The organism is Streptomyces sp. JK94, from assembly GCF_053613315.1.
This window is the reverse complement of sequence record NZ_JBSICH010000041.1, coordinates 1-18559: the sequence shown is the minus strand read 5'-3', so window position 1 is coordinate 18559 and position 18559 is coordinate 1. Positions and strand designations below refer to the sequence as shown.

At 72.6% G+C, this 18559-nt stretch carries 16 protein-coding genes; 6 read left to right on the top strand and 10 right to left on the bottom strand.

The annotated features are described in order from the left end of the window. Positions 1 to 78: 78 nt before the first annotated feature. The 3 genes from ACVV2G_RS29295 to ACVV2G_RS29285 all read right to left on the bottom strand — a co-directional run bounded on the left by ACVV2G_RS29295 (position 79) and on the right by ACVV2G_RS29285 (position 4195). Positions 79 to 606 carry a COG1361 family protein gene (locus ACVV2G_RS29295; protein WP_453845793.1) on the bottom strand — a complete coding sequence of 176 codons (528 nt, stop codon included), beginning with the start codon at positions 604 to 606 and terminating at the stop codon, positions 79 to 81. A gap of 266 nt (positions 607 to 872) precedes the next feature. After that, the gene (locus tag ACVV2G_RS29290) at positions 873 to 3416 is read right to left on the bottom strand and encodes a discoidin domain-containing protein (protein WP_453845792.1); all 2544 of its coding nucleotides are present in this window, start codon (positions 3414 to 3416) and stop codon (positions 873 to 875) included. Between the two features lie 158 nt (positions 3417 to 3574). Next, positions 3575 to 4195, bottom strand: coding sequence for a TetR/AcrR family transcriptional regulator (locus ACVV2G_RS29285; RefSeq protein WP_453845791.1), 621 nt, complete (start codon positions 4193 to 4195; stop codon positions 3575 to 3577). Between the two features lie 145 nt (positions 4196 to 4340). Between ACVV2G_RS29285 and ACVV2G_RS29280 the strand changes: the two genes are divergently transcribed. The 3 genes from ACVV2G_RS29280 to ppk2 all read left to right on the top strand — a co-directional run bounded on the left by ACVV2G_RS29280 (position 4341) and on the right by ppk2 (position 6944). Next, positions 4341 to 5399: an aldo/keto reductase gene (locus ACVV2G_RS29280; protein WP_453845790.1), complete on the top strand. Its 1059-nt coding sequence runs from the start codon at positions 4341 to 4343 to the stop codon at positions 5397 to 5399. A 129-nt stretch (positions 5400 to 5528) separates the two neighbouring features. Then, entirely contained in the window at positions 5529 to 5909 is a 381-nt protein-coding gene (locus ACVV2G_RS29275; RefSeq protein ID WP_453845789.1) for a hypothetical protein, read from the top strand. 27 nt (positions 5910 to 5936) lie between these two features. Continuing rightward, entirely contained in the window at positions 5937 to 6944 is a 1008-nt protein-coding gene (ppk2, locus tag ACVV2G_RS29270; RefSeq protein ID WP_453845788.1) for a polyphosphate kinase 2, read from the top strand. 49 nt (positions 6945 to 6993) lie between these two features. Here the strand turns inward: ppk2 and ACVV2G_RS29265 are convergent, their stop codons facing one another. Next, positions 6994 to 8523, bottom strand: coding sequence for a CYTH and CHAD domain-containing protein (locus ACVV2G_RS29265; protein ID WP_453845787.1), 1530 nt, complete (start codon positions 8521 to 8523; stop codon positions 6994 to 6996). Positions 8524 to 8990: 467 nt separating this feature from the next. Here ACVV2G_RS29265 and ACVV2G_RS29260 point away from each other — a divergent pair, with 467 nt between their 5' ends. Continuing rightward, on the top strand, positions 8991 to 9212 hold the full coding sequence (locus ACVV2G_RS29260; protein ID WP_453845786.1) for a hypothetical protein: 222 nt from the start codon (positions 8991 to 8993) through the stop codon (positions 9210 to 9212). A gap of 16 nt (positions 9213 to 9228) precedes the next feature. Here the strand turns inward: ACVV2G_RS29260 and ACVV2G_RS29255 are convergent, their stop codons facing one another. From ACVV2G_RS29255 to ACVV2G_RS29235, 5 genes are all read right to left on the bottom strand, one after another. After that, a complete protein-coding gene (locus ACVV2G_RS29255; protein WP_453845785.1) occupies positions 9229 to 10662 on the bottom strand; it encodes a cellulose binding domain-containing protein in 1434 nt (477 codons plus the stop codon). Between the two features lie 115 nt (positions 10663 to 10777). Then, on the bottom strand, positions 10778 to 12355 hold the full coding sequence (locus ACVV2G_RS29250) for a beta-N-acetylhexosaminidase (protein WP_453845784.1): 1578 nt from the start codon (positions 12353 to 12355) through the stop codon (positions 10778 to 10780). A 54-nt stretch (positions 12356 to 12409) separates the two neighbouring features. Next, entirely contained in the window at positions 12410 to 13261 is an 852-nt protein-coding gene (locus ACVV2G_RS29245; RefSeq protein ID WP_453845783.1) for a carbohydrate ABC transporter permease, read from the bottom strand. Beyond that, a complete protein-coding gene (locus tag ACVV2G_RS29240) occupies positions 13258 to 14241 on the bottom strand; it encodes a carbohydrate ABC transporter permease (RefSeq protein ID WP_453845782.1) in 984 nt (327 codons plus the stop codon). Before ACVV2G_RS29240 ends, ACVV2G_RS29245 begins: the two co-directional genes overlap by 4 nt. Before the next feature lie 38 nt (positions 14242 to 14279). Beyond that, on the bottom strand, positions 14280 to 15548 hold the full coding sequence (locus ACVV2G_RS29235; protein ID WP_453845781.1) for an extracellular solute-binding protein: 1269 nt from the start codon (positions 15546 to 15548) through the stop codon (positions 14280 to 14282). A 243-nt stretch (positions 15549 to 15791) separates the two neighbouring features. On the opposite strand from ACVV2G_RS29235, the gene ACVV2G_RS29230 reads away from it, so the two are divergent. Then, positions 15792 to 16646 (top strand): GntR family transcriptional regulator, encoded by an 855-nt coding sequence (locus ACVV2G_RS29230; RefSeq protein WP_453845780.1) that lies wholly within the window; start codon positions 15792 to 15794, stop codon positions 16644 to 16646. 148 nt (positions 16647 to 16794) lie between these two features. Here the strand turns inward: ACVV2G_RS29230 and ACVV2G_RS29225 are convergent, their stop codons facing one another. Then, a complete protein-coding gene (locus ACVV2G_RS29225) occupies positions 16795 to 17175 on the bottom strand; it encodes a GNAT family N-acetyltransferase (protein WP_453845779.1) in 381 nt (126 codons plus the stop codon). Positions 17176 to 17701: 526 nt separating this feature from the next. Here ACVV2G_RS29225 and ACVV2G_RS29220 point away from each other — a divergent pair. Next, a partial coding sequence (locus ACVV2G_RS29220) for an IS110 family transposase (protein ID WP_453844320.1) occupies positions 17702 to 18559 on the top strand: 858 nt, incomplete at its 3' end.

Genomic DNA, 18559 nt, shown 5'->3' with positions numbered 1-18559 from the left:
TGGTTTCCCCCTCTCCGTGGGTTGGTTCGTCTCTTTGTGGTCCCCCCGCCGCCGGTCAGTGCGCGCGCGGGCGGGCGGTCAGGCGCACAGGACGCGGGTCTGCGGCGTGTGGACCGGGCCGCCGTTCACGCTCGTGCTGTCGCTGAACTCGGCGTAGTAGTACGAGTAGAAGCCGATGTCGCCGTTGCAGCCGGAGTCGGCGGCGATCTGCAGCGTCAGGGTGACGGTGCGGCTCTGGCCGGGCGGGATGGTGGCGCCGTAGTTGGTGCCGAGGTCGGCGGGGCCGGTGCCGGTGCACGGGACGGCGCCGGCCTCCGACGCCAGGCTGCATCCGGTGAAGCTGTACTTGAGATCGGGCCGCTGGGTGGTCAGCCACGTCGGGTCGATCGTCTGGTAGACGAACCAGATGTCGTACGTCTGGTTGTTCTTGATCGTCATCGACAGGTTCACCGTGCCGCCCGGCTGCGTGGTCGCCGCGTCGGTGGTGAACGTCAGCTCCGCCGGAGCGGGGGCGGCCGCGCTCGCGGAGGGCGCCAGGCCGAACAGGGCGAGGGCGAGGGCGATGATCGTGGCGAGGCCGAAGCGCCTCGTTCGTGTGGATCGCATGGCCCGGGAGACTAGGCACGGCCGCCGCGCACCGTCTGCACCCCGGGGAACGGTGTGCACACGGCTCGGCTGGAAGTGAGCGTACGGTGAAGGCCCTGTGCGGGCGCCGCCACAACCGGCGGTGACGGGCGTTCGCGCATGACAACGCCCAGGTGCGGTGCGGCGCGGAACGGAGCCGCCCCGCGCCGCACCGCCGTCCGCGTCTCCCGACGGCAATGGCGGATTCCGGGCACCGCCGGCGGCCTCACGGCTGCCCGTGGGTCACGTCACGGGAACCGCGTGACCTTGGACGGCACGGTGTCCGTCCCGGACGTGGGTGCGCCGGTGTCGTTGATGACGTGGCGGTACTGGCCCATGCCGCCCAGCGAGATCACCTGGAGGTGGCGCATCCTGACGCCCGGCTTGACCGGCACCTGGAAACCGTGGTGCTGGACGATCGTCGGGTCCGAGGTGTAGTTGCAGTAACTGCCCAGCGCCACCGCCTCGTGTTCGTCCACCGAGTCGGCGACCTTGTAGGCCGCGTAGCCGACGATGCCGTCGTGGGTGATGGCGGCCTCGTTCGGGGCGTCGTAGGCCTTCTCGTTCTGGAAGAAGATCGTCCGGCCGCGCTCCCCGCTCCAGTGGACGTCGTACTTGTTGAAGTGCTCGACGAACAGACCGGTGGCGAGGACGTCGTCGCCGTTGACCCGCAGACCGTAGTCGGCGCGGTTGGTCTCCCAGCCGACTCCCTCGCCGTGGTCGGCGCGCCAGATCCAGGTGTGGTCGACCAGGACGTCGTCGCTGTTGATGACGACGGAGTCGGTGGCCCGCCCCGGGCCCGCGCCGCCGATGCGGATGAACACGTCCTGCACCGTGGTGGGGTTGGCGGCGTGGTCGGCGTTCGCGCCGGGCTCGCCGATCCGCAGGAGCGTGTCGGAGTTGACCGGGCCCGCGTCGATCAGGAAGCCCGCGAGCCGCACGCCGTCGACGTCGCCCACGTGCATGGCGTCGACACCGCCGTCCGGGATGATCGTGGCCAGGCCGAGCCCCAGCACGACGGTGTCGGCCCGGTCGACCTCGATGGTCCGGTCGATGTGGTACACGCCGGGGGTGAAGAGCAGGTTGAGACCCTGGTCCAGCGCGGCGTTGATGGTGGCCGCCGTCGCGCCGGGCTTGACCACGTAGAACTGGCCGAGCGGCAGCGAGGTGCCACCGGCGTTGGCGGGCCAGGACACGCCGCGGGCGTCGGTGCGCTTGCCGGGCACGAACACCTTGTAGGCGTCGCCGTCCAGGTAAAGGAAGGGCTTCTCGCGGGAGACCGGCGTGGTGTCGAGCGTGGTGTACGGGCCGCTCTCGAAGTTGGTCGCGGGTGCGCCCTCCACGCCCGAGAACGTCATGTTCCAGACGCCGTTGGTCCAGCCGCCGACCGAGCTGTCGCGGGTGTACCACTGCTGCTGCGAGTACGGGCCCACCGTGCCGTCGATCTTCGAGTCGGCGATGTAGCCGCCGGAGGCCCAGCCGTAGCCGCTGGGGGCGAGGTTGAGGCCGCCCTGGACGTGCATGCGGCGGAACGGGGCGGCCTGCGCCACCGCCCAGCGGTTGGTGCCGCTGGCCGGCCTGAGGGCGAGGTTCTCCGCGGAACGCCAGAAGTTCTGGGTGGCGTTGCCGTCGAACCAGCCCGCGTCCACCGTGAGATCACCGTTGATCTGCGTGTCGTCCGGGTTGAGTCCGAGACCGGAGACGGAGGTGTAGTAGCCGACCTGGGCGTTGATGCCGTTGTACGTGCCCGGCTTCAGCAGGAACTGGTAGCGCCCGCTGCCGAACTGGTCCGACTCCTGCTGCGCGAAGACCTGGTCGAACCTCTGCTGGAGGTTCGGGGTGGAGGGGTCCACGACGATGACGTTCGGTCCCAGGTCGCCGCCGCCCTGGATCGGGCCTGAGCCGGACGTGCCGGTGTGGACGGCGACCTCCCACAACGAGTAGCCGTAACCGGTGGCGCGTGCCGTGCCGTGCACGCGGACGTACCGCCCCTCGCCGCTGACGTCGTAGGAGGCCGTGCCTCCGGTGGCGCCGGTCACGGCCTGGAGCGTGTGCCAGGTCCGTCCGTCGGAGGAGGCCTCGATCCGGAAGTCCTTGGCGTGGGCGGCCTCCCAGTGGAGGTCCACCTTGCACAGGTCGCGCACCGAGCCGAGGTCGACCTGGACCCACTGCGGGTCGGAGGCCTGACTGGACCACCGGGTGCCGGTGTCGCCGTCGAACGCGGCGGACGCGGGTGTTCCGGGGTTTTCGACGGAGGAGGCGGAAGCGGGCTTGCCGCGCGCGGCGTCGCCCGCGTCGCAGGAACCGGGTCCGGTGCCGCCGGCGGTGCCGAACACCTGGAACTCCCACAGGGAGTAGCCCCAGGGCGTGGCCCGGTGGACGCCCTGCATGCGGACGTACCGGCCCTCGCCCGAGACGTCCAGCGTGTCGGTGCCGCCGTCGCCGCCGGTCACCGTCCTGGCGTCGGTCCAGTCGTTCCCGTTCCGGGAGAGCTGGATCTTGTAGTCCTTGCCGTAGGCGTCCTCCCAGTCGAGGACGACCCGTGTGACGGAGGCGGTGGCGCCGAGGTCGACCTGGAGCCACTGGTCGTCACTGGCGGCCGAGGACCATCTGGTGGCCGAGTCGCCGTCGACGGCGAGACCGGCCGGTGTGCCGGCGTTCTCGGCCGACGACGAGGTGGCCGTCCGTCCCTGGGACAGGGGGGTGTCGGCCGCGGTGGCCGCCATCGGAGCGGGGAGGGTGACGAGCGCCGCCGTGGCGACGAGCGCGACACCCAGGGATCTGAGTCTCATGCGGGCGCTTTCTGCCGAGGATGGAACCGGGCTTAGTTCAAGGTGTGATTTAAGAGGTGAGCCATCGGCGGGGCAAGGGTTTCGACGAGAGAATCACCCATCGGTGCGCATCCGGCCCGGTCCTGCGGTCGCCCCGGCGTCCGCCGGGGCGCTTCCCGTCAGGTCGCGGCGGAGGTGAACGCTCCCGCTCGTGCCGCCGCCGCGGCGGCCTCGGCCGCACGGTCCGCCGCGGCCTCGTCGAGCGGCTCGTCGGTGGTCAGCAGGCGGTAGTAGAGGGGGGCGGAGACCGCGCGGATCACCTCGCGCGTGTCGGTGTTGGCGGGGAGTTCGCCGCGTTCGACGGCCTGCCGGGCGCAGGGTTCCCACTCCGCGACGCGGACGTCGTAGAAGCGGTGGAGTGCGGCGGCCGTCTGCGGGTCGCAGGCCGCGGCGGCGATCACCGCCTTGAAGAGCGCGCCCTGGCGCGGGTCGGCCAGGGTGTGCCGGACCAGCCGGGCGTTCGCGCGCAGATCGCCGAGGAGCGTGCCGGTCTCCGTGCGCGGCAGCGACTGCTCGGCCATGTCCGCGAGCAGATCGGCGACCAGGGTGGCCGGGGTCCCCCAGCGCCGGTAGACCGTGGTCTTCCCGACCTCGGCGCGACGGGCCACGTCGGCGAGGTCGAGGCCGGCCAGACCGTGTTCGGCCAGGGCGTCGCCGGCGGCCCGGAGTACCGCGGATCGTACGCGCGCGGTACGTCCGCCCGGGCGGACGGTGCCCGGCTCGACACCTTCGGACGTCATAACGGCACTCCAGTTCCATTAGAGAGGGGGCGCTGCTAACCTGTGAACATCTTAACGGAACACGGGTCCCGTTAATGATTGCCGTCCCGTGCGCACCGCACACACCACCGCGGTGCGGCGGACGGCCGGACGAGGGGATGCGGTAGTGGAATACAGGAGACTGGGAGCGTCCGGACTGATGGTCCCGGCGCTCAGCTTCGGCGCCGGCACCTTCGGCGGGCGCGGTGAACTCTTCGGCGCCTGGGGCGACACGGACGAGACCCAGGCGCGCCGACTGGTCGACATCTGCCTGGAAGCGGGGGTGACCATGTTCGACACCGCCGACGTCTACTCCGGCGGCGCGTCGGAGGAGGTCCTCGGCGCCGCCGTGAGGGGCCGCCGCGACCAGGTGATCATCTCGACGAAGGCCGGGCTGCCGACGGGCGACGGCCCCACGGAGGCCGGAACCTCGCGGGCGCGTCTGATCACGGCCGTCGACCGGGCCCTGCGCCGGCTGGGCACGGACCACATCGACCTCTTCCAGCTGCACGCCTACGACGCCGGGACCCCGGTCGAGGAGGTGCTCTCCACCCTCGACGACCTCGTACGCGCCGGGAAGCTCCGCTACACCGGCGTCTCGAACTTCAGCGGGTGGCAGCTGATGAAGTCGCTGGCCGACGCGGACGCCCACGGGCACCGGCGCTACGCGGCGCACCAGGTGTACTACTCCCTCGTCGGCCGGGACTACGAGTGGGAACTCATGCCGCTCGCCCAGGACCAGGGCGTCGGGGCCGTCGTCTGGAGCCCGCTGGGATGGGGCCGGCTCACCGGCGGGGTCCGCCGCGGCCGGCCGCTCCCGCCCGGCAGCCGGCTGCACACCACGGCCGGCCACGGTCCGCCCGTCGCCGACGAACTGCTGTACCGGGTGGTCGACGCCCTGGACGTCATCGCCGAGGAAACGGGCCGCACGGTCCCGCAGATCGCCCTCAACTGGCTGCTGCGCCGCCCGACCGTCTCCTCGGTGATCATCGGCGCCCGCAACGAGGAGCAACTGCGGCAGAACCTCGGCGCCGTCGGATGGTCCCTCACCGAGGACCAGGTGGCCCGGCTCGACGCCGCGAGTGCCACCACGGCTCCCTATCCGTACTTCCCCTACGAACGCCAGGAAGGATTCGCCCGCCTGAACCCGCACCCCCTGCGGCGCACGGGCGTACCCCTGGGCTGACCAGCCGTGTTGCGGAGGAAGGGGGGCGGCGTTGTCAGTGGGGTGCACAAGAATGCCGGACAAGCGAGATCAACACCGGCCGGAGCGGGTAGGCGGTCTCGAGTCCCTGTCCCGGAAAGGCCACAGCCGATGCCGCTTACCGTCGTCCACGCGCAGACCGCCCCCTCCCGTGCGACCGGTCGACGCGGGCCCCGTCCGGGCGGCCCGCTCAGTACCGCCGAGGCCGACGTCCTGCGGATCGTCGCCGACGCGCGCACCCCCGTGTTCGTCACCGTGCGCGAGGGCGGACGACGCAGATACAGCTACTGGCGGCCGCTGGACTCCGCCACCGGCAGGGGCGGCTGCTACGCGGCGCTGCCCACCGCCGAGTGCGACAAACTGCACGCCGCCGGCCGGATCGCACTGGGCGAGCCGCTGACCGACCCCGGCCGCACCATCTACCGGGTCACGGCCGTCAGGACCCCGGCCGGGGCGGTGCGCGCGGTGCGCGACCGGGCACACGCCGCGTGAGACCGGTGAGACGAGGGGAGAGTTCCAGTGGAATCCAAGTGTGAGGACGCGGGGGCGGCGCAGTCGCGCGACGCCGGTGACGAGGCCGTCGAGGACAACCTCCTCGACGGCATGCGCGTCGACGACCGACGGCCGGAGAAGCCGATCCTGCTCAGCGCGGAGGGCAGGCCCGTCGACACGTGGCGGGAGAACCATCCGTACGACCACAGGGTGCGCAGGTCCGACTACGAGAGGGAGAAGCGGGTCCTGCAGATCGAGCTGCTGAAGATGCAGCGGTGGGTCAGGGAGACCGGGCAGCGGGTCGTCGTCCTGTGCGAGGGCCGCGACGCGGCCGGCAAGGGCGGCACCATCCAGCGCTTCACCGAGCGCCTGAACCCTCGCGGCGCGCGCGTCGTCGCCCTGGACAAGCCGACCGAGAGGGAGGCGGGGCAGTGGTACTTCCAGCGCTACGTGGCCCACCTCCCCGCCCGCGGCGAGATCGTCTTCTTCGACCGCTCCTGGTACAACCGGGCGGGCGTCGAGCGCGTGATGGGCTTCTGCACGGAGTCCGAGTACCGCCAGTTCCTCGAGCAGGCGCCGCTGTTCGAGCGTCTGCTGACCGACGACGGCGTCCTGCTGGTGAAGTACTGGTTCTCCGTCTCCCGGGCGGAGCAGCGGACGCGCTTCGCGATCCGCCAGGTCGACCCGGTACGCCGCTGGAAGCTGTCGCCGACGGACCTCGCCTCGCTGGACCGGTGGGACGACTACACCGCGGCCAAGGTCGACATGTTCCGTGCCACCGACACGCCGCACGCCCCCTGGACGGTGGTCAAGAACAACGACAAGCGCCGGGGCCGGCTGGAGGCCATGCGCAGCCTGCTGGACCGCTGCGACTACCCGGCCAAGGACCACCGGGCGGTGGGCCGGCCCGATCCGCTGATCGTGGGCGCCGCCGACACCCTGCTCGAAGCCGGCGAGGACGCCGTGGACCTGTCACCGACCCCGCTGGCCGGACACGGGGACGGTCCGGGGACCCACCCGGGCCGGACGGACTGACCCCGGCCGCCGGGCTCCGCGCCCGGTGGCCGGCGGCCGGCGGTGCGGGTCAGTGCCGCAGCGGTGCCCGGAGCGCGGGGTCCGACGCCGCCCGCCACGCCGACGGGAGTTCCTCCTGCCGTGCCTGCGACTTCGCCCCTTCCCGGCCGTGCAGCAGTCCCCAGGTGAACGCGGACTCCCCCGACCCGTGGGCGGCCACCGCGAGCCCCCTCAGGGCGTCCTGGGCGACGACGGCGTCCTGGTGGTCTCCGAGGATCTTCTGGACCGCCTTGGCACGCTTGCCGAGACGGGTGACGGGCTTGCCGAGCGCCGGACGCGCGACCTCGGCCGCGTAGCGGACCTTCTTGGCCGCCTTGCGCGCCTGGTGCAGCGCCGCGTCCCGCGACTGCCCGGGCGGCTGTTCCATCGCCCGGTCCATGCGCGCGGCGAAGCGGTCGTACTCCTTGAGGACCGCCCGGGCCATGACCCGGCCCGGCTTCCCGCCGGCCTTGGCGCGCAGCGGCGGCTGCCGGACCAGCGCGTCCAGCGCGTCCAGCAGACGCAGGTAGCGTGCTGACGCCAGGGCCTCCCGGGTACGCGTGCGCGTCTGGTCGCCGCCGGACACGTCCCACACCCGCAACCGGGCGGCGACGGGGCCGAGCACGAGGTCACCGGGCAGCTCGTCCAGGGCGGTGCCGATGCGTTCGCGCAGCACCTCCTGGTCCCGCGCGCCCCCCAGCTCGCCCGCCAGCCACCGCAGTTCCGCCCGGACGGGGTCGGTGACCCGCCGGTCGAGCACGGACCGGTACGAGCGCAGACAACTGCGCAGGCGGCGGCACGCGACGCGCATCCGGTGCACCCCGTCGGGCAGGTCGCGGCGGACGGCCGGATCCAGCGCCGTCAGCTCGCCCACCTGCTCGCGCAGGTAGGCGAGCACGTAGGAGCCCGGGGACCCGGGCGTCACCTCGGCGGACGCGTGCGGCGCCCCTTCGGGCTCCAGGCCGGTCTCCCGCAGCGCGCGGGCCAGCTTGGAGGGGCTGTCGGCCCGCCTGACCCCCTTCTTGCGCAGCTTCTTCTCCACCGCGTCGAGCAGTCCGGCGCGGGCCCCGTCGGCGAGTTCGACCTCCAGCTCGCTCCACTCGGCGTGGCCGCCTCCCCGGAGGGATTCCGCGCGCACCTCGTCGATGCTCAGCTCGGCGAGCACCGTGCCGCCGGCGTCGCGCAGATGCCGCAGGTGACGGATGGACCGGATCCGGACGACCGGACGCAGCGGGGCGCCCCGGGTGCGGGAGCGGACGAGTTCTCGCAGCGCCTCCGGCACGTCGTCCGACAGCGGAGCCCGCACCTCCTCCCGGCTGTCGCCGCCGAGCGGCAGCTTGAGGTGCCACCCGGCGTCCGCTCCGCCCGTACGGCGGCGCAGCGTCACCGACGCCCCGGCCAGCCGCAGATCCGCGGTGTCGTGGTAGACCGCGTCCAGCTCCTCGGGCCCGGCAGCGGTGACCGAGGCGACGGGGCCCACACCGGTGAGGTCCGGCAGCCCGCCGGCTCCGGAGGAGGTCGGCTCGTACTTTCGCTCTGTCTCACACTTCGACTGGCTCATGTGGTGAGCGTCGACACGATCCGCCGGATCAAACCCCCATCGCGGTGAGGATGCCCGCTCCCGCCGCACGGGCGGGACCCACGGTCGCCGCACGCGGTGGCCGGCGCGGCGGACCCGGCGCGGCCCTGCCGGCCGGCGGCGGTCCGTGGCCGGGGGCCGCGATCGCGTCCGCCGGATCGCGGGACGAGGAGCGCTCGCCGTCGTCCCCCAGCCGGGCGGGACGTCCGGGTGCCGCGCGAACGGATCACGAGCCCGCCGGCGGCGGACCCCCGGGCCTGAACCGTGGCTTCACCGCTCCTCGTCCGGCGGAGGCGGCCCCCGCGGCGCGGTATCGATCATGAGGCGTCGGTCGCCGGATGTCCGGGAACCAGGGAAGCGGGCCGGACGGGAGCGGTGATCACCGTCCGGTGCGGGGGCTGGTAGCGTCGCGTGGTCGCGGCGGGCGGCGGCGAGAGAGGTGTCGGTGCGTGGGTGAGCGACAGGACCGCGAGTGGACGGCGATGACGCCGGGCGATTTCGACCTGGACGCGCCGCTGGTCCTCAACGTGGGCACCGGGCCCGCCGCCGTTCCGGCCGAGCCCGACGAGTACGGCACGGCCCCGCTGTTCGGGGACACCGCGCCCGCCCCGAGCACCCCGCGCCGCAGCCGGCGGGGACGGTCCTCCGCCGCACAGGAGCGGCTGTTCTGACCGTCCCCGCCGGGGATCAGGACGAGGGGACCTCGTCGACGAACGCCGTACCGGCATCGCGGTACCCGGCGACCCTGGCGGCCACCTGGGCCGGGGTGAGCACCTGGTCCTTGACGTGCAGGACGTAGTCCACCTGCTGGTCGTAGGCGCGCGGGGTCGTCGACGTCTGGCCGTTCAGGTCGATCAGCCACTGGTTGAAGTTGATCGACATCGGCCGCTCGGGCAGGTACTGCGCGTCGTGGGTGCCGAAGTGCCGCCCGTCCACGTAGTACGTGATGGCGCGGTCGTCGATGGTGACGACGAGGTCGTGCCAGCCCGCGTAGCTGACGCGCTGCTCCGAGTGCTGGTTGACGGCCTGCCAGGGGTCAGGGTTGTAGGTCTCCCAGGAGGTCGTGTACAGGATGTTCGACGGTTCGCCCCACCCGCCGTTCGGCAGGTACTCGAAGTCGTACTCGGCGTAGTCGTCGGCCATCGGGGCCTTGAGGTCGTTGATGGTGAAGAACGTCTGCACCAGGTGGTCCCCGTCGGGTCCCGACTTGGGGGCGTCGGAGAACTTGACGCGGGCCGCGTAGGTGCCGTTCTTGAACTTCATGGCCTTGGTGAGGACCTCGGTGTGGGTCGTGGACGCGCCGGTGCCCGCGGTGGAGGTCTCCAGGTTCATCACCGAGTTGCCGCCCGAGGAGACGAAGGTGACCTTCGACGGGTCCCAGGTGGCGCCCGGGACGCCGGGACCACCGGAGTTGGCACGGACGTTCCAGCCGTGCGCGGAGATCGCGGGGTCGGTGTGCGAGCGGTAGTCGAAGTCGTCGAACAGGGCCTGTCCGCCGCCGGGCGGGTCCGTCGGGTCGGGCGGATCGGTCGGGTCCGTGGGGTCGTTGCCCTCGGGCGCCGTCCCCCACACGGTGGCGCCGGCGACCCGGGCCGTGACCTTCTCCCAGTCGGCGTACGAGGTCCGGGCCCCGTTGAAGGAGTAGTCGTCGCTCTGCCGGACCGTCTGCCAGTTGGTCCGGTGGAAGCGGAGCTGCATGTCACCGGTGTCCGCGCCCGGCGCCAGCGTCCCGGCCGCCGCCGTGAAGCCGATCTCCAGGTAACGGTCGGCCGTCGCGGTGGGGTTGCTCAGGGTGCCGAACGTGCCGGTGATGGCGGAGCACCCCCGCACCGCCCAGGAGCAGGCGAAGCGGTACGACGCGTTCGGCGCGTCCGCCTTGAAGTAGTAGCGGACCTTGACCTGGCTCAGCTGCACGGCCGAGGAGCCGGTGTTGCGGATCTTCAGCCAGGGTTCCGTCTGGTCGGCGGTGGCCCCGCCCGCGCTGGTGCGGTACTGGACGCTGAGCCCCTCGGCGGTGGGAGCGGCCTGGGCGGCGGGGAGGGCGGTCAGGGCACCGCCGCCCAGGAGGGCCGCCAGGGCGAGCGCCAGACGGGTGCGGCCGACGGTGGGTCGGGTTCTCATCCGGTTTCCTTTCGGTGTGGCTCCCGCCGGTGCGGAAGCGTCGGTGGGGTGGTGCGTGGAGTGGGGTGAACGCCGACGGGTGGCGCCGGGCCACGCCCGGGGCCGGCGCCGGTGTTCAGCGGGCGCCGCCCATGCTCGGTGACACGGGCACAGCGGCCGGCGGGTCGGCGTGCGGGACGCCCAGGGCGTCCAGGCGGGCCCGGTGCCCCGCGAGCCGGGCGGTGAAGTCGCGCCAGCCGCGGGAGCCGTCCCAGACCCGCTCGGCGAGCGCGCACAGCCGCGGATAGGTGAGGTACTCGATGTGCTCCGGCGTCCGGACGAACTCGGTCCACACCTGGCCCTGGGCGCCGAGCACCCGTGCCGCGACCCGCGGGTCGGGTGCCGGCGGGGCGAGGTCGACGTCGTAGACGGCGCGCAGGTCGACGACCGGGCCGGGCTGGGCGGGCGGCTCCTGCGGACCGCGGGAGCGCGCGTAGTCGAAGTAGGTGGCCCGGTGGTCGGCGCGCACGACCTGGTGGCCGCGCTCCGCGGCGGCGCGGGCGTGCCCCGGCTCGCGCCAGCTCATCACCGTGCAGTCCAGGGGAAGAGCGACGCCGGTCTCGGCCCACACGACCGGCCGGCGGCCCGCGCGCACGAGGTGCTCGGCCATCCGTGCGATGAACCACGGGTGCAGCGCGTGGGGCCCGGGCAGCCCTTCACGCGCGGCGCGGGCCCGGGCCGCCGGGCTCCGCTCCCACTCCGTCGTGGGGCACTCGTCGCCGCCGATGTGCACGTAGGGCGAGGGGAAGACGTCCATCACCTCGTCCAGGACGGTGCGGAAGAAGTCCAGGACGTGGTCGCCGGTGCCCAGGACGTTCTCGCACACGCCCCACCGCGTCCACACGTCCAGGCGGCGCCCGGGGTCGGTGCCCAGCTCCGGGTGGGCGGCCAGAGCCGCGCGCACGTGCCCGGGCACGCCGGTCTCCGGGAGCACGGTCACCCCCCGCTCGGCGGCGTACGCGACCAGTTCCCGCAGTTCCGTCCGGGTGTACGCGCCGCCGTGCGGCACACCGTCGAAACGGTCGCTGCCGGCGGGGCCCACCATCGACTCCGTCCGCCGCCCACCGATCTCGGTGAGCTGGGGGTGGGCGGCCACCGGCATCCGCCAGCCCTGGTCGTCCGTGAGATGCAGGTGGAAGACGTTCAGCTTGTGCAGCGCCATCAGGTCGACGTGGCGCCGCAGGTAGGACACCGGCTGGAAGTGACGGGCCACGTCGAGCATGGAGCCGCGCCAGGAGTGGCGGGGCACGTCGGTGATCTCCACGGCCGGCAGGTCCCACGGCACACCGCGCACGGGCCGTCCCGACAGGGCGTCGTAGGGCAGGAGTTGCCGTACCGTCTGCACCCCGCGCAGGAGCCCGGCCGGCCGGGCGGCGCGCAGGAGGGCGCCCTGGGGGCTGACGGTCAGGCCGTAGCCCTCGTCGCCCAGGCCGGTCAGGGCCGGATCGAGCGCGAGGACGAAGGCGCCGTCGGCGGCCGTCCCCAGGCGCAGGCCGGTGGCCGGGGCGAGGAGCGTGCGCAGCAGGGCCGCCGCCGGTTCGGCTCCCGGGGTGACCCGCAGCCGGGTCGCGCCGTCCAGACGGAAGCGGCCGGAGCGGGTGGAGAGGCGGCGGGGGCGGGGGACGAGGGCCAGTTCGGGGCGTGGCAGGTCCACGGGACGGCTCCGTTGGTCGGCGGTGCACGGTGGGGCGGGGACGGCGGGTGGCGGTCAGCCCTTGACGCCTCCCGAGGCCAGCCCGGCGGTCACATGGCGCTGCAGGGCGAGGAAGATGGCCAGCGCGGGCAGGGCGAAGAGCGTGGAGGCCGCCATGGTGGCCCCCCAGTCCGTGCCGAAGGTCGACTGGAAGGAGGAGAGCCACACGGGGAGGGTGCGGCTGTCCTGCTGCTTGATGATGAGGAAGTTGGCGTAGGTGAACTCGTTCCAGGCGGTGATGAAGCCGAACAGCGAGGTGGCCATGAGGCCGGGCGCCAGCAGCGGGAAGGCGATCCTGCGGAAGGCGCCGGCCCGCGTGCAGCCGTCGACCTGCGCGGCCTCCTCCAGTTCGGGTGGGATGCCGGCGATGAAGCCGCGCAGCACGATCACCGTGAACGGCAGCGTGATCATGAAGTAGATCAGTGTCAGCGTCGGGAGCCGGTCGAGCATGCCGGTGTCGCGGGAGATGATGTAGATCGGGATGATCAGCGACTCCCAGGGCGCCATCTGCGCGATGAACACCGCGAGCACGAACTGCCGGCGCCCTCGCCAGCGCATCCGGGCCACGGCGTAGGCGGCGCCCAGGGCGACGAGCAGGGCGAGCAGCACGGCGCTGAGGGTGACCAGGACGCTGTTGCGCCAGAACAGCGCGAAGCCGTCGGCACCGACCGCCCGCCGGAAGTGGTCGAGGGTCCAGGCGCGAGGGAGCAGCCGTGGGTCGTACGACTGGATGTCCGGGGACGGCTTGAACGCGGTGGTGACCATCCAGTACACGGGGAACAGGCAGATCACCACGGTGAGCGCGGCGGCGGCGTTGATCGGCAGGCGCCGTGCGGCCCGGCGCAGCGGGTGGCGCGGGGTGCTCACAGCTGCTCACCCTCCTGTCGGAACAGTTGACGGAAGTAGAGGACGAGGACGCCGCTCATCAGCAGGACGGTGAGCATCGAGGCGGCGGAACCCAGGTCGTAGCGCTGGCCGGACAGCGCGGTCTGCACGGCGTACACCGGCAGGATGGTGGTGGCCTCGCCCGGTCCGCCCCGGGTCATCACCCAGATCTGCACGAACGCCTTGAACGTCCAGATCACTTCGAGCGACAGGACCAGCATGAAGAGCGGCCGGAGCAGCGGGAACGTCACGGAGCGGAAGATCCGCGCACCGCCCGCGCCGTCCATCCGCGCCGACTCGTACAGCTCGGCCGGCACGGTGACCAGGGCCGAGTAGAGCGTGATCGCGGCGAACGGCACGGACTGCCAGACGATGAGGAGCACGACGATGGCGAACGCGGTGCCGCCGTGCGCGAACCAGGGATAGCCCTCGTACGAGCCGAACCCGAGGCCGGTGAGAGCCTCGTTGACGATGCCGAACTCGGAGTGGAACAGCCACTGGAAGACGGTGGTGGCGGCCACCACGGGGACGGCCCACACCAGCACCAGGGAGCTGAGCACCACGGTCCTGGCCACCCTGCCGAGCCGCTCGGCCATCAGCGCGACCAGCGTGGACAGGACCATGATCGCGACCACGTTGACGGCCATGAACACGAAGGTCCGGCGCACCACCTCCCAGAACTGCGGATCGCTCAGCAGCGTCCGGTAGTTGCGCAGCCCCACGAAGTCGGCGTCCCCGAGGATCAGCTGGCGCAGCCGGAAGTCCTGGACGGAGATGAGCAGCGCGCGGGCCAGGGGGTAGACCAGGAGGTAGAGCATGCCCAGCACGGCGGGCGCGATCAGCAGGTACGGCCGGAGGGCGGCCCGGCCGGCCGCACCCCGCCCGCCCGCGCGTCGGGCGCCGCGCGGCGGCGGACGGCGGCTGAGGTCGCGCGGCACGCCGCGCTCACGGACGGTCGGCACGGTGCCTCCTGGTCCTCGGGGTGGCGGGGCGGGGGTGGTCAGGAGCCGCTGTTGAGCGTGTCGGTGATCGTCCGGGACGCCTTCGCGGCCTCGGACCCGGCGTCGCGCCCGGTGAGTACGGCCGTCATGTACTCCTTGACCGGGTTCTTGGCCTCGACCGCCGCCCACTGGGGAGTGTTGGGCGTGGCGTGCCCGTTCGCGGCGCCGGCGGCCATGGCCGCGGTACCGGGGTCGGCGGAGACGGCGTCCGCGAGCGTGGTCTTGTTCGGTACGTAGCTCATGGCGACCGCGAGCTTCTTCTGCCAGGCGTCCCCCGTCAGTTCCCGGATGAGGGTGAACGCCTCCTCCTGGTGCGCGGCGACGGCCGGGACGACGAGATCGGAACCGCCGGTGAAGACGGCGCCCGGCCGGTCGGCGCTCTTGCCGGGAATCGGGAAGAAGCCCAGCTTCCCCTTCAGTTCGGGGTTCTTCTCCTCGATGACCTTCGCCCCGCCCGGGACCGCGATGATCTGGGCGACCTGCCCCTTCGCCATGACCTCCGCCTGCGGCGGCTGCGCCTCGTCCGAGTCCTTCGGGCCCTTGCCGAGAGCCTGGAGGCGCTGGTAGAAGTCCATGGCCCGCAGGGCCCCGGGGCTGTCAAGCCCGCCCTTCCACCGGCCGCCCGACTCGGAGGCCAGGTCGCCGCCCTCGTCCCACACGAAGCCGGCCAGGACATACCAGTTCTGCCCGGGCAGGTAGATGCCCTGCGTGTCACCCCGGTCGAGCTTGCCGGTCGCGGCGATCCACTGCTCCCGGGTCCTGATCCCGGCGGCGTCCACGCCTGCCTGCTCGAAGAGGTCGGTGCGGTGGATCACGACCCGGTTGGCGGCGTAGTACGGGATGCCGTACTGCTTGCCCTCGTACGAGCCGGGTTCCGCGAGGCCCGCCAGCCAGTCGCTCCCGCCGAGCTCGTCCACCCGGTCGGAGAAGTCGGTGAGGCCGCCGCTCTGGGCGTACTGGGCGACCTGCGTGTTGCCGACCTCGATGACGTCGGGTGCGTCGTTGCTGGCCAGCGCCGCGGTGACCTTCTCGCCGATGCCCTCCCACTCCTGGATCCGGATCTTCAGGTCGATGCCGGGGTGGGACTCCTCGAAGCCCGTCTCGAACTCTTCCTGGAAGTCGGCCGAGACGCTGTCACGCATCAGCCACACGTCCAGGGCGGTGCGGCCACCGCCGGCGCCGTCGGCGGTGTCGTCGGACGAGGAGCAGGCGGCGAGCCCCGCGCTGAGCACCAGCGTGCAGAACAGGGCGAGTGAGCGGTACTTCACGGTTCACCTCGGGAAGAGCTGGAAGGGAGGAGGAGCTGGGAGACACGACGCACCCGCACCTGACCAGTAGAGGGGTCGAGGCCTTACCAGTCGGCGTTGGACGAAGGTGGCATGGACCAATGGGGGCGTCAACCCCTCACGTACGGCCGGGAGTTCGGCCATTGATCGCTTGGCGTGGCTGGTTCGCGACCGACCTGGACAGGTAAGCTCGGCTGACCAGCGGACCAGTCAGGGGAGTACTGCATGGAGATCGACGCCGCCGCCTCCGGTGCGGTGCTCAAGCGCGAGCGTGTCCGCGACGCGATCCTGGAACTCGTCGAGGAGCGGCGCCCGGGAGACGCGATCCCCTCCGAGCGCACCCTGTGCTCGGAACTCGGCGTGTCCCGGCCGACGTTGCGTGCCGCGGTCGACGAACTGGTGGTCGCCGGGCTGCTGGTGCGCGAGCACGGCCGGGGCATGTTCGTGGCCGCCGAGAAGATCACCCAGGAACTGGCGCCGGACCGGCGGGCCTTCAGTCTTCCGCAGGCCGCGGGCGCCTGGACCAGCAGAATCCTGGAGGTCAGCACCGCGCCCGCGGGTGCCCGGGTGGGACGCAAGCTGCGCATGTCGCCGGCCGCGCGCATCCACTACGTGGCGCGGCTGCGGCTGGTGGACGGCTCGCCCATGGCCATCGAGTACCTGCACGTGCCGGCCGATCTCGTGGCGGACCTGACCAGTGAGGAGCTGGAGCAGGGCGACCTGTACGAGCACCTCGGCGAGCGGCACGCCGTCCGGGTCAGCGAGGCCGTGCAGTCGATCGAGCCCACCGTGGTGACACGCGCGGAGGGCGACCTGCTCGACGTGCCGGAGCTGTCCCCGGCACTGCTCTTCGAGCGCCTGACCACCGACACGCACGGACGCCCCGTGGAGTACGTGCACTCCCTCTACCGCGGTGACCGCTACCGCATCGTTTCCCGGCTCACCCTGGGGCCGGGCGGTCACCCGGATCAGTCCCCGCCTGCGCGCGAGGGGCATCATCCGGGCATCCCGCCGGGCGACTTCACCCACAAGGACCCCGTGACGCTCTCGACGCGCGGAGTGGTGCAGGACGGGATGTGACGCCGCCGAGCGCACTCGCGGGCACCTCTTCCTGCCGGCGCCCACCGGGATGCCGCCCGTCGGCCGAGCACGCGTACCGCGAGCCGCGGACCACGGCGGGTGACCGTGCGCCGTGGGGGGACGCGGCGGGGCCCGCCCGATGCCGCCGTCAGCGGCCGCGCAACCGGCCCAGCCCCTCCAGCGTCCCGGCGGCCCCGCGGGCCGGGCCCGGCCGCTCACGTACGAAACGGCGAGCGGCGCGCACCGGTTCCCGCGCCGGCCGGTGGACGGCGCCACCCGCCCCGGCGCGTACCACCGCACCCCCGTACACCGTCAGGTCACGCGTCTTGAACGACTCCTTGTAGCGCGTCGGCCCGCTGCCCAGGTCGGCCGACTCGCTCCCGTCGGCGGCCGCCGCCTCCAGCATCCGCAACTGCAGCAGCAGTCCGGGGGAGTACGTGCCGTACGCGCGGTCGTACGCCGGGAACCACCAGGACAGCACCGTCGGCGGAAGGCACCACCCGGCCGGGGGCCCGTCCTCGCGCAGCACCGCGACGCGGGTCCGCGGTCTGACCGGTCGGGCCCGTCCGCACCGCCCGGGCGCGGTTCCCCGGCCGTCTCGGCCACCGCCACCACGGCAGCCGTTACCGGGACCGGCGCCGGATCCGGGAGCCCCGCTCGCTGTCCGGCTTGGAGATGCAGCAGCACCCAGGTCAGCAGAACCGCCGCCGCTGCCCATGGACGCCGCACCGTCGGACTCCTGACCTGCCGTCCCGGCGGGGGCGCCATACGGGCCGCGCACCGGACCAGCCCCGTTATCTTTTTCGCGGTCCTGCAAGAGGGCCGCTGGCCTCCGGGCCCGGCATGACTTTTGCCCCCTGTCGAACGGATGACCTGGGGGGTGGTGTCACCGGGTCCGGGAGGTGCCGTCGGAGACGCTGATGAGAGGTCCGACCACCGCCCGGTCCGGCGCAATGCCGGGCAGCTTGCGGGCGGCAGGTCTGCATAACGTGGATGCGCGAGCACGACACCCGAGCCGAGGCCGGCACCGTCAACACCCCTTGGGGAGGGGCGCGATGTTCGACATTGAAGACGTGGGCGTGTTCCTGGGCCTGGACGTCGGCAAGACCGCTCATCACGGCCACGGGCTCACCCCGGCCGGGAAGAAGGTCTTCGACAAGCAGCTGCCCAACAGCGAGCCGAAACTGCGGGCCGTCTTCGACAAGCTGACCGCGAAGTTCGGCACCGTCCTGGTGATCGTGGACCAGCCCGCCTCCATCGGCGCCCTCCCTTTGACCGTGGCCCGGGACGCGGGCTGCCAGGTGGCCTACCTGCCCGGACTGGCTATGCGCCGGATCGCCGACCTCTACCCGGGCGAGGCCAAAACCGACGCCAAGGACGCCGCGGTCATCGCCGACGCGGCCCGCACCATGCCGCACACCCTGCGCACCCTGGAACTCACCGACGAGATCACCTCCGAGCTCACCGTGCTCGTCGGCTTCGACCAGGACCTCGCCGCCGAGGCCACCCGCACTTCCAACCGGATACGCGGCCTGCTCACCCAGTTCCACCCCAGCCTGGAACGCGTCCTGGGCCCCCGCCTCGACCACCAGGCCGTCACCTGGCTCCTGGAGCGCTACGGATCCCCGCAAGCTCTGCGCAAGGCCGGCCGCCGCCGGCTCGTCGAACTGATCCGGCCCAAGGCGCCGCGCATGGCCCAGCGGCTGATCGACGACGTCTTCGACGCCCTCGACGAGCAGACCGTCGTCGTTCCCGGCACGGGCACCCTCGACATCGTCGTACCGTCCCTGGCCGCCTCGCTCGCCGCCGTGCACACCCAGCGCCGGGCTCTGGAAGCCCAGATCAACACTCTGCTGGAGGCCCACCCTCTTTCCCCGGTCCTGACGTCGATGCCCGGCGTCGGCGTCAGGACC